Here is a 13,046-nt window from a genome sequence, read left to right as displayed (position 1 = left end):
TCTATGAAGGCCTTTTTTAATTGTGAATCAATTGAGAATAAAAGCTATGTTTTAGGTTTTTAATAATGCCGTCTTTTTCATGGAGATCACGTTTAGTGTATCCAATTGTAATGTGTGGAAAAAACCATGTTGGATCAAAGCGCTCAGCAGGACCTCCACGAAGGAGATACTCTTGATAAATTTGGTGTCGTATTTTTCTTAAGTTCATTGAGTCTACAATGATAAAAAATGTTTTCTCTACTTTTCCATTTATCTCTTTTTCTCCCATACCAAGACCTAGGATTTTTAAATCCGAACGTTGAATCTCTAAGTTCTGTGCCAATTCATTGATTCTTGCCATTGATAAATAGGGAGATAGAATATTCCTATATTCTGGCGGTGTAATCGTTGTTACGTGTGCTTCACCTTCTTTGTTCCAACTTGTTAGGAAATTGAGCTTCGTTCCTATATGCTTTTCAATTTCTTTTCTAAGTTGCTTTATCTGATCATATTCTATGTTAAAGGCCAGAGCGTTTTGAAATGAATTATCGGGACCTGTGTGCGTAATAAATGGCATATGAGAGTTATCATGAAGATCGTGATTTAGATGAAATATTTGAGAGTAGCTATTAATGGTGAATAGAAAAAGTAGAAATATTAACTTCATAGAATTTTTGCTTCCTTGTGATTGATTGAATCAAAATCTATCAAAGGAGCTAGGGGAGCGAAAGAATAATGTCGTAATATTTACTATAAAAAAATGTTATAGATACTTACTTAATACATCTTTTTTGAAATAATAATCAATCAAGTTCTTACCTTTCTCGTTTCTGATCATAGCGATATTATCCCAGATCTCTTCGGCCAGCTCTGAGTGTTCTTGTTGAAAAGACTTAGAAAAGACAAAGTAGAATTTATCAACGTGGAAAGGGTCTTTATTGATAAGGAGTTTATCCTCTAATTTTTCTTTAGCAATGAAGTAGCGACCAATTTGTCTTTCAATCACATAGCCATCTATTCGATTGATTGCAACGAGTGAAACCCCTCGTGAAGGTCCAAATTCATGTCCGCGAGAAATTCCTTTAGAAATGAGCTTAGATGTAATGAGATAACCTTCTGGCGCACTTAAACCATATTTATGATTAAGAAGATTTCCATCTTTATAACGGACATTTGATGCTTTATTGGTAATAACGACATATTCAGGTGACCAGAGATAATTCTCAGGGTGAGGTTTATTGGCCTTCTTTGGGAAAGCGTAAATTTTATCTCTTTCTTCTGACCAAAGAACGGCTGCAGTTGCATCGACTTTCCCGCTTCTTGTATCCATGAGACAACGCTTCCACGGTCTCCTAATTATCTCTAATTCGATTCCCTTCTTCTTGTGGGCCTCAATAATTATATCAACGAGGGCGCCAGCTTCTTTTTTATTTGTTTGCTCTTTTCCTGTTGAGTAAGGGTAGAGTTGAAGATTCTCAAGACAAAGGCGAACGCGATTTTCATTTGCATAAGAAATGTTAAGCGAGAAAATAAAGATTATCCATAAATATTTCATATGGATTATTATGAACGAAAATTAGTAAATGAGAAAGTTAAAAAGTGTCTTTCCAATGCTATTGAGTGCATCACCTAGAGCACTATCATCTTCTTTTTCTGAATTGGTCTTAATATTTTTATCATAATAGGCCATGTCAAAGACAACACCTCTGCGAACGAATGCGGACTCATTATTGATCATCGTGAGACCAGTAAATTCATAACCTGCTACTTCATTGTCTTTTACATCACAGGAAATATCTGGTTCTTTAGCATTTTGAAACATCTCAATGAATTCTTGTTTCACTTGCTCGTCTGTTCTTTGGCAAGTTTCACAATTTGGAATTTGAACTCGAGGTGTTTCAATCACTTTTTTATAAGGGATAAAACATTCTGGCCCTTTTTTAGATGTGACTTCAATTCCTTCATCTTTAATTAGAATGCGATCAATTTTATTCTTTTCGGACTTCTTGTTCCCATAATTAAGCGTGATATTACCCTTGGCAAAAGAGTTGTAGGAAATAAGTGTAAAAAGAAGAAGAGTCATTCGTGTCATATATATCTTTTCGTTTCTTTAGATTTTAACATTAATTTTTGAGAAATATTAAAGAAATGGGAAAAGGTTAAAAAGAAGGTGAGAAAGAAATATAGGGGTAAGTGCTTGAAATTAAATACAAGTAGTTGAGGGCGGGCAAAATTACTGCCCGCTATTGTCAATTGGACTTAGACTCCATGGGTAATCGATAAAGAGAGTTGTTCGCGATCCCTCTGTTCCTGTTGCGAAGTCTGCTCGAAAAACAGTTCCGCCTTGAAAGACCATTCTCGCTCCCGCGCCAAGAGAGTGATACTTATAATTTAGATCTTCTTTTTTATCAGCAAAAGCTCCGAGTCCTCCAAAGAAAGCTAATTGAAGCCCTGTTCGAATACCTTTCATAATAAGAATATCAAAGGGTTTTTTTTCTGTATTAAAATTCCAACGAAACTCACTTCCTAGAAAACGAGTGTGACCAGCGCTAAATCGTCCATTGTCATATGATCTTAGACGCTGGCTTCCGCCCATTGCAGTGGCCCTTCCGTATGTATTAAAAGCAATCCTTTCTTGAATCCTTTGATTCTCTATTTCAAGGCAAGTTGATTTTTCACTAGAGAGAGAATCTGGAATACTCTCGCAATTGAGCCCGATATCACTTCTAAGCTGATTCTCATCCACACTGGCCTTATTCGTGATATGTGCATCGGATTGGAAGTAGTTAAATGCCCAAGTACTATTTTTTCCCATGGGAAGATAGAACTTTAAACTAATATCTTCAATATAGAATGAGCTCTGTGTTGAATCGTTATTTTCTGGTTTAGTAAAAAGGTACTCAAGTTTTAAACCAAATCTTGGGTCATAGCGATGATCTGTAATATCGAGAACAGCTCCGACTTGATGGTTAGTAGAGGACTTCTTTGAATTATCAATATTTGAAAAAGCATTCCCATCTTTGTCTCTTACAGAGTGAACTTTGTAGTCTTGTTTTTTGATACGATAGTAGAGTTCAAATATTCTTTCGATCGAAAGAAAAGTTAATTGGGAATAAAAACCCTTGCCCTCGACATGAGGGAGAATGTAATCATTCTTTGTTGTGCCTGACCCTCTGTCATAGGTGACACTTGCAACATCATAATTAAATATCCCTGCATCTAATAGGAGGCTTTCTTCCAATAAGTGTAGATTGAGCATCGTTAGAATTGTGACATCAAAGTCTCCACTGAGGTGTGCTCCTGTCACATCAACATCAGAGCCAGCAATATTATTATAAGTTGCTCCAATACCGAAGGCGCTACCAAGACCTGGGATTTTTCCGGGGATGGGATAGAGGAAATAGCTTGGCGTGTAGTCAAAGACTTCACCGCGCCTAAGAGCATGGGCCTTGTGAGAGAAAATGAGAATCAAGGCAAGCAAAAGATAAGAAATAATTGTCATTTTTTTCGTTCTTATTATTTTCATAAAAGACAATGTGACTCTTTATTTAAACACAATCTAGACGGTAATTTACGAATGGCCGATTTTATAAGATGAATGGTCGATTAAGAGGGGACGGCTATGAAAAACTTCGCTAAACTAGATTAGATGAAGCGTTTTATAAAAGATTATCTCTTAACTGTTTTTGTTTTAAGTCCCATTGTCTGCCTTTGGATTCAATTTGCTTTGGGTGAAACTGATATTTTTAATAGAAATTATCTCGTCTCCCTTGCCGTGGCCTTTTTAACATCGACAATATGTCTATGTGGGGGTGAAATTCTTTTAACTTCTCACTCATTCTTAAGACAGAAATTCTCACTTAAAGAAATTGAAAAAAAGAACTACCTTCTCGTTCTTTTTCGAATACTTCTCGTCGTTCCAGGACTTGATATCAGTTATCGTCTCATCGATATTTTCTTGGATGATTTCACTTATAGTGGTCAAATAGAGCAGTTTTATGGGGGGATTTTCTATACTTCTCTGATCCTCTTAACGACTTTTGTTTTTAATCTTGTTAGTGAGATAAAAGCAGTTAAAAAAGAAACAAAACTAAAGTTACAGGCGCTTGAAATTGAAAATCTAAAAGCAAAGCTCAAGATTCTTACGACACAAATGAATCCTCACTTTCTCTTTAATGCTCTTAATTCAATAGCTTCAGTCGTTTTAGATAGACCTGAAATTGCTGAAGAAATGATCATTAAACTTTCAAAACTCTATCGTGCGAGTTTGAAGTCAACTGAAAAGGACACGCATTCTTTGAAAGATGAATTATCTCTGTGTAGAGATTATTTAGAAATTGAAAAAATGCGATTTGAACATAGGCTCAATTTAAGATTTGAAATAGATCATACTCTTGATCTAAATCATTACCAAATTCCTGTCCTCTATATCCAAACTCTCGTTGAGAACGCGCTAAAACATGGTTTAAGTGACAAAATCGAAGGGGGCACAATTTGGCTTAGAATATTTAAGAAAGGTTCTTCATTGATTATAGAAGTTGAAGATGACGGCCAAGGTATTAAAGTAAAAAGCACTGAGCAAAAAGATGGGCATAAAAATAGTCTGCAAAACTGTGAGAAGAGACTTTTACTTTTAAATGAGAAGTCTACATTTGATTTTGAGATGAGAGAGATTGGAACTCTAGTAACAAGCCGAATTCAAATTGAGGAGGCCATTTGATGCGTGTTTTAATTGTCGATGATGAAAGGCATGCAAGAAATCGATTAAGAAGACTTCTTAGTGAATATCCATTAGAAATTGTTGATGAAGCTTCTAATGGAAAAGAGGCCCTTTTAAAAATATCTCAACACAACCCCGATTTCATCTTTTTAGATATTCAAATGCCAGGTCTGAGTGGACTAGAGGTTGCAAAGTCTATTGGACTTGGACAACAAAAAATTATTTTTGTCACCGCGTTTGATCACTATGCACTTGAAGCCTTTGATACGAATGTTCTGGACTATCTTGTGAAGCCTATTGAGAGTTCCCGTTTATTACAGACCATTTCAAAAATGGGACTAGAAAAAGAAGGTCGTTTAGAAGTTCAATTTGGCAAAACGACTCGATTATTGAATTTGTCAGAGGTTATTATGTTTAGAGCGGAAGGGCCTTATACTCTCGTTTTTTTACGTAATGACATAGGCTTAGTGCATGAGACGATTTCTAATCTGAGTGCTTCATTGTCTGAAAGATCCTTTATGAAAATCAACAGAGGGGAGATAATTAATTTGAGTGAAGTTATTCAGGTGAATCGCATTGGGGATCGAAAGTATGAAGTTTTTCTCGAGAATGTCGATGGGCCTTTAAAGATCAGTCGAAGTCTAATTAATGACTTTAAGGATCGTATGAAAGAGATGGACGCAACATTTAGATAAATTACCTCTGTTTATTCTACAGGATATATAGACATTCAATTTGTTGTTATGAGATGACCTCAAAAAATATCAAAAATCGAGGTCACAAAAATGAAAACGACATTTCTATTTACACTTTTAAGTTTGAGTATTAATTCATTTGCGGGAGCTTCTGCTGCCGTTTTTAATTGCGTCTCAGATTCTGGTAGAACGAAGCTATCTGCCTCTGTTCCTGGAGATTTTGAAGAACATGAAGTTGATCTAATGATTGATGGAAAAGCAGTTAAGTATTATAGTTTAGTTAATCAAACGACTTATCAAATGGAAGAGAACTCTTCAGTTTATGTTCTTGGTAGCTTAAATGAGAAGAATTACCACTTTCTTGTCACGAGTAAAAAAGGTGAGAAGCTTTTTACTTTTTCTGCCATACCTTCAACGATTAAAGTTAAAAGCAGTGAGTACGGAGAATCTGGATCACTTAAGGCTAAACTGACCGGAGTTGATCCTCGCACAGATAATAAGTTGATGCCTGAGATTACGGTTTCTTGTACATATCAATACGAGATATAAAAAAGGCCCTTTTTAGGGCCTTTATTTTTATGAAGTTGCGTGTTTTGCGTTGAAGACTTTTCCGGCCTTATCGATAACGCTTTGGCAATCTGGCTGAAGATTTTTAATGTAAACTTCCTTACCATTTGCGCGATATTTTTCTGCGATCTTATTAATGACCTCGATACTTGAATAGTCACAAACTTTAGAATCTGAAAAATCGATGTAGATTGTTTTTGGGTCCTCTTTTGGATTAAAGAGTTCTGTAAAACTTTGAACAGAACCAAAAAAGAGTGGTCCTTTTAAAATATAGTGCTTATTTCCTTGTTCATCTACATAGTTCGTTGAATTGATCACTTCTGATTTTTTCCAAGCAAAAACAAGTGCTGAAACAATGATTCCACAGAATACTGCGATGGCAAGATCCGTGAAAATTGTAACTGTAGATACTAGAACGATAACAAAAGCATCAGACTTTGGAATCTTCCCTAGAATGCGCACACTAGACCATTCAAAAGTTCCAAGAACGACCATGAACATAACACCAACAAGAGCTGCAAGTGGGATCATTTCAATAAGGCCAGAGCCAAGAACGATAAAGAACAGTAGAAAAAGAGCGGCACTAGCACCAGAAGCTCTTCCACGTCCACCAGATTTTACATTGATCATACTTTGACCAATCATTGCACAACCACCCATACCACTGAAAAAACCAGTGATAACATTGGCAACACCTTGACCAACACACTCTCTATTCGCTCTACCTCTCGTTTCTGTAATTTCATCAACAAGTTGTAGGGTCATGAGTGATTCAATAAGTCCTACGGCCGCTAGAATCACAGAGTAAGGAAGAATGATTTTTAGTGTTTCAAGATTAAAAGGAACACTTGGAAGATGAAATTGAGGAAGTCCTCCTCCAACACTTGCCATGTCTATAACTGTTCTAGTGTTAAGTCCAAAGATATGGACAAGACCTGTAACAACAAGAATCGCAGCTAAAGAAGATGGAATTGCTTTTGTAAGCTTTGGAAGGAAGTGAATAATGGCCATTGTTAAAGCAACAAGAGCAAGCATGATTCCCATGTCTGAACTGTTTAACCATTCCATTTTTCCCGCAGCATTTTTAAATTGAAATTGTGAAAGTTGCGCAAGAAAAATAATGATGGCCAGACCATTTACGAAACCAAGCATAACAGAGTGGGGAATGAGGCGAACAAATTTTCCAAGACGTAAGACTCCTGCAAGAATTTGGATTAATCCCATAAGCACTACTGCACTAAATAGATATTCAACTCCGTGATTGGCAACAAGACTAACAACAACGACAGCAAGGGCACCTGTTGCCCCAGAAATCATTCCAGGTCTTCCACCGCACAGCGCTGTGACGAGACCAATGATAAAGGCAGAGTATAGACCAATTAGCGGGTCAACACCGGCCACAAATGAAAACGCAACCGCTTCAGGAACAAGTGCTAGGGCAACTGTTAGTCCTGAAAGTAGGTCATTTTTGAGCGTTTCTTTCGATTTCGAAATAAGATCAAACATGAAAATTCCTATCCTTTTATTAGTAAACGACATTAAAGGTATATAGGCCTTTGGGAATTTTCTCAATGTTTTATGTAACAAAGTTTAATATTTTTTGAGATGCCCCACGTTTTACGAGGGATTAAACTAGAGACAGAAGTAATGTTTAAATATTTTAAATAGTATTTGTTTGGTGGTTGTTTTGACTTTTAATAGAAAGCTTATCATTTCTCTGCTCTTTATTTGGCTTATTAATGGCCTTCTTATTTTCCTTCTTACGTATTCACTCAAGACGGCGCTCGTTATTTCTACTGTTTTTACTTTAGGATTTTCACTTTTGTTTTTTACACACAAGGCAAGAAGTCTAAAAAGGGAGTCTTTAGAGATTACTTCAGGCAATAAAGATAGAGATCTTCCAATGCAGCATTATGCCGATGAAATCGAATCTTTTTTCTGGCAATTGGGCTATTACAAAGAAGAATGTGACCATTTTCACCAATTTATTCCAAGAGGAAGGCAGAAGATCATGGGTGGGAATATTGATTATTACTATAGTCATTATGAAATCTCTATTGAAGGGCCGCGTGGTGTGGTTCGAATTCTTTGTGAAACTCTCTCGAGTCCAGGTTCAAGCTTCGAAGTTAAAGAAATAGACAGTCACCTGTAAAAAATCCACAGGCGAAGACCTAAAGTGAAAGATTTCATAGAATTAGTTGATGCGATACCTATTCATTCTAGTTTTCAATTTCCTTCTTTTCTCTAATCCTTCCTTTGCTATTGTTAATGAAGAAGGAAGTATTGAAATTTCGAGTGATCATCCTGCAAGTTATAGTAGTGTCGCACTTTTGGATGAAACTAAAACTGTCTTTTGTAGTGGAACACTCATCTCATCTCAAATTGTATTAACGGCCAAGCACTGTCTTTCTAAAAGAGAAATCAAAAAGCTCTACGTTTACTTTGGTGAAAACACAAATCATCTGAACGAATCACTTCTTCGTCCTCTCACTGAAGTTGGATTCTATGGACAACGTGATGATGGTAAAATTTCATTTCCAAATTTTGATGCTGCTTGGGTTCGCTTTAAGGGGAAAGCTCCCAAGGCAAAGAAGGCAATCACTCTTTTCAATTCCGATTATCAACTCTCAAAGAGTGATTTGATTCACTTAGCTGGATTTGGAGAGTCTTCACTTGATAAGTGGTCTAGCCGTACAGGTGTACTAGGTGCCGCAGAAACAACATTTGATTATTTTTTGAATACTAATATTTACCATCACCTTATTCTCTTTGATGGACAAGATGGAAAGGGAGCATGCCATGGTGATTCAGGTGGTCCTGCCTATATTCAAGTGCGTGGGAAATGGTATCTTCTTGGACTAACAAACGGCTTTGACGTTTCTCTTACACCGAAAAGTATGAGAAGAACTTTTTTAGAGCAAGCTCCTTATAAAGTTGATTGTAAGTTTAACCAATCGCTCTACACCCATGTTGGATACTTAAAAAACTGGCTAACCAAATCAACTGGTCTAAATTTTGGAACAAGCGAAAAAGATGTAAATCAAGTGAATGAGAAGCATGTTGGTTTCAAAGCGTGGTGTGAAAATGTTCAGAGCTATCAATCAGAATGGGTAACGGTTAAAAGTTTAATTGAATATGTACTCGATAATCAGGACATTGCGTTTGATCGAAAAAAGGTCTTGCAAAGCTGTTCATATACTCTAGAAGTTCTTAATCAATTAAAAAGTTTCAATCTCACTCGCTATTATAAATTGGGTTCATTAGCGCCGCTTGAAGATGTTGATTTTAATTATGTGAGAATCACTAAAAGAGATCTCTCAGGAATTGATTTAAGTCCTCTGGCTAAAATGCCTTCTCTTGAAAGGCTTGTTCTTTCTAAAAATAACCTTCATGGTAATGACACCCTAAAAAACCTCTTTCGCTCAAAGTCACTTACGGCCATGGATTTAAGTGGCAATCAAATTGAGAGTATAGATATACAAAATAAAAATCATGTACTTCAAGAATTAGATCTAAGTGGAAATCAATTAGAAGATTTGAGCGAATTGATAGGTCTTTCTCATCTTAAAAAGCTTTATCTTGCTGAGCAATCGATTCGCATTGATCTTAGACCGCTGCTGGAGATGAGCTCTTTAACAGATCTTGATCTCTATGAGACAGATGTCGTTAATAATGATTCTTTAGACAGACTGCAACAGCAACTTATTCACTTATATAAGTGATCTTTTTTCATAGAACTTGTTAATATGAGCAAGTGAAATATAATGGATCTATGAAAACATTTTTAAAAGATACCTTTTTTCCGTTTTGGCTAAAGCATGGCGTAGATGAGCTTGGAGGATTCCAAGAACGTCTAAAATTAGATCTCACTCCCTACAGAGAAGAGAATAAAAAAAGAGTGCTCGTTCAATTTAGGCAGTCCTTTGTTTTTGCTAGGGCCTATCAATTAACGAATGACTCTTCTTATGCTGATGCTGCTAGAAGAGGACTTCAATTTGCTTTTGAATCTTATTGGGATAGTGATAAAGGTGGTTTCTTACACGCTCTTGATATTCATTTAAAACCTCTTATTTCAAACCGAAATCTCTACGATCATGCCTTCGCTCTTTTTGCAATGGCCCATATTTACGATGTTTTTAAAAATGAAGAAGGGGAAGAACATTTAGAGATTCTCTCTTGGATTAATAAAGTATCAACGTATATTGATGAAAAGTTTAAATGTGACAGAGGCTACTACGAGTATTTAGATGCTAATAATCTTGCTTTAACAAATCCTCGCGAACAGAATCCTCACATGCATCTGCTTGAAGGTTACTTGGCCCTCTACGAATTTGTAGGAGACCAAACTTATCTTGATAAGGCCAGTGAGCTTGTAACTCTATTTTGTACATACATGCAAGAGCCTAAATTAGGTGGAGTTGTTGAGTTCTTTAGCTCTGATTGGTCTACTTACGATGAAAAACTTGGCGATAAAATTGAACCAGGTCACTGCTTTGAGTGGGCCTGGTTATTAATGGAGTTTTCAAGATTATCAAATCGATCAGATGTTATTCAAGCTGCTAAGAAGGCCTATGAGTTTGGAGTTCGCTTTGGTTATGACCAAGCGTTTGGTGGTTATTTTAATGAAGTAAATCGTTTAGGCGAAGTGAGTAACGAGAAAAAGAGAATTTGGCCTGAAACAGAGGCCATTAAGGCCCATGTTTCAATGTATAAAAATACTGGCAATATATCCTATAAAGAAATGGCCCAAAGGGATTTAGATTTTCTCTTGAAAAACCGACTCAATGAAAATGGATCTTGGAAAGAGCACCTTTCACGTGAGCTAGAAGATCAAACGGATGTTCATCCTTCGACAACAGCTTATCACTTATTAATGGCCTTTTTAGAATTTGAGAAAAATTCTTAACATATGTTAAGGGCAAGATTCTATTTTTGTCCTATTTTAATGGAATAGGAGAAAATTATGTTTAATGCCCAAGACTATTTAAAGAAGATTGAATTATCGCAAGAGAGACCATCTCTTGCTTTTTTAGAGGCCTTACAAAAGAAACATCTCGAACTTTTTTGCTTTTCAAATGCTGAAGTTCTTTTGAAGTCAGGAGAACTCTTACCCCTTGATCGAGATTCTCTTTATAAGAAAATTGTAACGAAGAGAATCGGCGGCTATTGCTTTGAACATAATAAGCTCTTTTGCGAATTGCTTATAGAACTTGGCTTCAATGCAAAAATTTCAATAGCTAGAGTTCTTAATAATAAAATTGAAATGGATGCTCCGAGAACTCACCGTGTAACGATCGTTCATTTTGAAGGGCGAGATTATCTTGTTGATGTTGGTTTTGGCATGAATTGTCTTACCAAACCCTTATTGATTGAAAATGGTTTTAGCCTCGAAATTGGATCGAGGAAAGCTCATATTGACTTAAATCAATATGGAGAGTTTTCTTTTTCTTATAGTGATAGAAACTATCCAAATGGTTATGTCCTTTATAGTTTTAATTTGGAACGCTATAGCGAAGCCGATTGTTTAGTCGGTCATTTCTTTTCACATCACTATCCAGAAGCTGTCTTTGTTCGCAATTTTGTCCTGACTAAAATTGCAGATGAAAAACGTTATTCTTTAGTAAATTTTGGGCTCCGTCGCTATGTTGATGGAGAAGAGGAAAACTCAACGCTATCAACTTTTGATGAGTTCAAAGATTGTGTGACGTCTTTTTTTGGATTAAACCTGAGCGACGAAGAGTTAAAGAAGCTTTATCGTCATATTGAAAACTCTATTTCCCTTTAAGACTTTGATCTTTGATCTGTTTGAAAAGATTTTCTAGATGAGGAAATTGTCTCTTCATAAATTTTTGATATTCATTATGGTGAATTTTCATTTCACGATCGTTATTTGAAACGCGATAACAGCTTGCCGGATGGGTTCCTGCCAGAACGGGCATCTCATTTCCATGACAATGGATGCCGGCATCGGCCTGTTCTTTGGCCAAGACCTTATCTCTATTACTATATTCGTTAGGATCAAACCCACTTCTTAGATAGAATTCTAGTCCAACTTCATCGGCCTCAAGCTCTCTCCAGGCAACAAGCATTTCTGATTGCTTCTCTTTCTTTGCTAACTTTTTCATTTTATGTTCAAGAACACGCTTTTTTAAAGTGAGAGAATTATTTTCTTTAGCAAGAAGATTGTATGCTTCGTAAAAATCACTAAATTCATTCTTTAAAAGAGAGATATCTATATTTGAAAAAAGTCGATTCAAAGGCAATGTAAAGGCCCTCTTGTCATTAAGAATGAGGGATTCAATCTTATCGATCAAAACTTCATTGCGACTTTTATTCATGACTTTAAATAGAAGTTTCTGTTGCTCTTTAGTTAATGTATTTATTTCCATGGCCAACTCAAAGTAGCGCTCATAAAAGAGATAGAAACTATGATTACTAAAAAGTTGATAGGGAAGTCTCTCTGGATGATGATTCATCGTAAGATGGGCCATCTCATGAGCAAGAGTTGAGGCTATCTCGTCGATGGACTTTGCTTGATCAATGGTTTTCTTTGTCAAATAGATGATTCCATCGTCCATAGTTCCTGGAACACCGAAACCATTAATTTCATCAATATCGTAGATGATTACACAGAGGCCTTTATTCGATTCAAGATACGGCGAATTATCTAAATAAGCAGAATTCTCTTTTAAGATGTGATCGAGTATTTTCTGAGCTAATTGAATATGGAGCTTGTGCTTTGTCTTGTTGATATGCTCTTTGAAGATGATAGAGAAAAATGAATTTTCGTAGTAATCATTTCTATGACAGGCTGAAGTCTTAGGACGTTGAATAAATTGATCTCTCTGTTGAAGCGCTCCAAAAACATGGTCACCAGAAATAAATTGATTTTCTAACGTCATTTGTTCTTCTTTTTGGCAAGAAAGGAAGAGAAATAAAAAAATGAGAACAGCTTTTTTCATAGCAGGTATCTTAGCCTTCTTTTCGATATTGATCATAAAAAAGAAAAATTTATAGTCTTTGTTTTGAACATGATTTCAATCTCTTATCTGTTTTTACGATTTAATATCGACTCTTTAAAATAG

13 protein-coding genes are annotated in these 13,046 nt (G+C 36.0%); 7 read left to right on the top strand and 6 right to left on the bottom strand.

All coding sequences use genetic code 11. The features are described 5' to 3' along the window. Positions 1 to 16: 16 nt before the first annotated feature. From HBN50_RS10920 to HBN50_RS10905, 4 genes are all read right to left on the bottom strand, one after another. Positions 17 to 646 (bottom strand): hypothetical protein, encoded by a 630-nt coding sequence (locus tag HBN50_RS10920; RefSeq protein ID WP_273869949.1) that lies wholly within the window; start codon positions 644 to 646, stop codon positions 17 to 19. Positions 647 to 742: 96 nt separating this feature from the next. Then, positions 743 to 1,534, bottom strand: coding sequence for a substrate-binding periplasmic protein (locus HBN50_RS10915; RefSeq protein WP_273869947.1), 792 nt, complete (start codon positions 1,532 to 1,534; stop codon positions 743 to 745). A 21-nt stretch (positions 1,535 to 1,555) separates the two neighbouring features. Beyond that, a complete protein-coding gene (locus HBN50_RS10910; RefSeq protein WP_273869945.1) occupies positions 1,556 to 2,071 on the bottom strand; it encodes a hypothetical protein in 516 nt (171 codons plus the stop codon). Between the two features lie 141 nt (positions 2,072 to 2,212). Beyond that, on the bottom strand, positions 2,213 to 3,505 hold the full coding sequence (locus HBN50_RS10905) for a hypothetical protein (RefSeq protein ID WP_273869943.1): 1,293 nt from the start codon (positions 3,503 to 3,505) through the stop codon (positions 2,213 to 2,215). Between the two features lie 123 nt (positions 3,506 to 3,628). Between HBN50_RS10905 and HBN50_RS10900 the strand changes: the two genes are divergently transcribed. The 3 genes from HBN50_RS10900 (at position 3,629) to HBN50_RS10890 (ending at position 5,943) form a co-directional block, all read left to right on the top strand. Beyond that, positions 3,629 to 4,699: a sensor histidine kinase gene (locus HBN50_RS10900; RefSeq protein WP_273869940.1), complete on the top strand. Its 1,071-nt coding sequence runs from the start codon at positions 3,629 to 3,631 to the stop codon at positions 4,697 to 4,699. Next, positions 4,699 to 5,394: a LytR/AlgR family response regulator transcription factor gene (locus HBN50_RS10895; RefSeq protein WP_273870855.1), complete on the top strand. Its 696-nt coding sequence runs from the start codon at positions 4,699 to 4,701 to the stop codon at positions 5,392 to 5,394. Before HBN50_RS10900 ends, HBN50_RS10895 begins: the two co-directional genes overlap by 1 nt. Positions 5,395 to 5,484: 90 nt before the next feature. Continuing rightward, positions 5,485 to 5,943 (top strand): hypothetical protein, encoded by a 459-nt coding sequence (locus tag HBN50_RS10890; protein WP_273869938.1) that lies wholly within the window; start codon positions 5,485 to 5,487, stop codon positions 5,941 to 5,943. A 27-nt stretch (positions 5,944 to 5,970) separates the two neighbouring features. Here the strand turns inward: HBN50_RS10890 and HBN50_RS10885 are convergent, their stop codons facing one another. Further along, a complete protein-coding gene (locus tag HBN50_RS10885) occupies positions 5,971 to 7,467 on the bottom strand; it encodes a SulP family inorganic anion transporter (RefSeq protein ID WP_273869937.1) in 1,497 nt (498 codons plus the stop codon). A 181-nt stretch (positions 7,468 to 7,648) separates the two neighbouring features. Here HBN50_RS10885 and HBN50_RS10880 point away from each other — a divergent pair, with 181 nt between their 5' ends. Genes HBN50_RS10880 through HBN50_RS10865 form a run of 4 tightly spaced genes read left to right on the top strand, consistent with a single transcriptional unit; the run spans position 7,649 to position 11,746 of the window. Beyond that, positions 7,649 to 8,113, top strand: a complete 465-nt coding sequence (locus HBN50_RS10880; RefSeq protein WP_273869936.1) for a hypothetical protein — start codon at positions 7,649 to 7,651, stop codon at positions 8,111 to 8,113. Positions 8,114 to 8,162: 49 nt separating this feature from the next. Further along, positions 8,163 to 9,683, top strand: coding sequence for a trypsin-like serine protease (locus HBN50_RS10875; RefSeq protein WP_273869934.1), 1,521 nt, complete (start codon positions 8,163 to 8,165; stop codon positions 9,681 to 9,683). 50 nt (positions 9,684 to 9,733) lie between these two features. After that, positions 9,734 to 10,867: an AGE family epimerase/isomerase gene (locus HBN50_RS10870; RefSeq protein WP_273869932.1), complete on the top strand. Its 1,134-nt coding sequence runs from the start codon at positions 9,734 to 9,736 to the stop codon at positions 10,865 to 10,867. A gap of 57 nt (positions 10,868 to 10,924) precedes the next feature. Further along, positions 10,925 to 11,746 carry an arylamine N-acetyltransferase family protein gene (locus HBN50_RS10865; protein WP_273869931.1) on the top strand — a complete coding sequence of 274 codons (822 nt, stop codon included), beginning with the start codon at positions 10,925 to 10,927 and terminating at the stop codon, positions 11,744 to 11,746. Here the strand turns inward: HBN50_RS10865 and HBN50_RS10860 are convergent. Further along, on the bottom strand, positions 11,733 to 12,923 hold the full coding sequence (locus tag HBN50_RS10860) for a M48 family metalloprotease (protein ID WP_273869927.1): 1,191 nt from the start codon (positions 12,921 to 12,923) through the stop codon (positions 11,733 to 11,735). The two genes, HBN50_RS10865 and HBN50_RS10860, sit on opposite strands and share 14 nt — an antisense overlap. Positions 12,924 to 13,046: the final 123 nt, after the last annotated feature.

Origin of the sequence: Halobacteriovorax sp. GB3, from assembly GCF_028649655.1 — a bacterium.
GTDB lineage: Bacteria > Bdellovibrionota > Bacteriovoracia > Bacteriovoracales > Bacteriovoracaceae > BSW11-IV.
This window is presented reverse-complemented; position numbering and strand designations above follow the sequence as displayed.

Coding starts and splice junctions, on each gene's coding strand:
- HBN50_RS10865 (WP_273869931.1), top strand. CDS start 10,925: ATGTTTAATGCCCAAGACTATTTAAAGAAGATTGAATTATCGCAAGAG.
- HBN50_RS10910 (WP_273869945.1), bottom strand. CDS start 2,071: ATGACACGAATGACTCTTCTTCTTTTTACACTTATTTCCTACAACTCT.
- HBN50_RS10915 (WP_273869947.1), bottom strand. CDS start 1,534: ATGAAATATTTATGGATAATCTTTATTTTCTCGCTTAACATTTCTTAT.
- HBN50_RS10885 (WP_273869937.1), bottom strand. CDS start 7,467: ATGTTTGATCTTATTTCGAAATCGAAAGAAACGCTCAAAAATGACCTA.
- HBN50_RS10905 (WP_273869943.1), bottom strand. CDS start 3,505: ATGAAAATAATAAGAACGAAAAAAATGACAATTATTTCTTATCTTTTG.
- HBN50_RS10890 (WP_273869938.1), top strand. CDS start 5,485: ATGAAAACGACATTTCTATTTACACTTTTAAGTTTGAGTATTAATTCA.
- HBN50_RS10895 (WP_273870855.1), top strand. CDS start 4,699: ATGCGTGTTTTAATTGTCGATGATGAAAGGCATGCAAGAAATCGATTA.
- HBN50_RS10860 (WP_273869927.1), bottom strand. CDS start 12,923: ATGAAAAAAGCTGTTCTCATTTTTTTATTTCTCTTCCTTTCTTGCCAA.
- HBN50_RS10870 (WP_273869932.1), top strand. CDS start 9,734: ATGAAAACATTTTTAAAAGATACCTTTTTTCCGTTTTGGCTAAAGCAT.
- HBN50_RS10875 (WP_273869934.1), top strand. CDS start 8,163: ATGCGATACCTATTCATTCTAGTTTTCAATTTCCTTCTTTTCTCTAAT.
- HBN50_RS10920 (WP_273869949.1), bottom strand. CDS start 646: ATGAAGTTAATATTTCTACTTTTTCTATTCACCATTAATAGCTACTCT.
- HBN50_RS10900 (WP_273869940.1), top strand. CDS start 3,629: ATGAAGCGTTTTATAAAAGATTATCTCTTAACTGTTTTTGTTTTAAGT.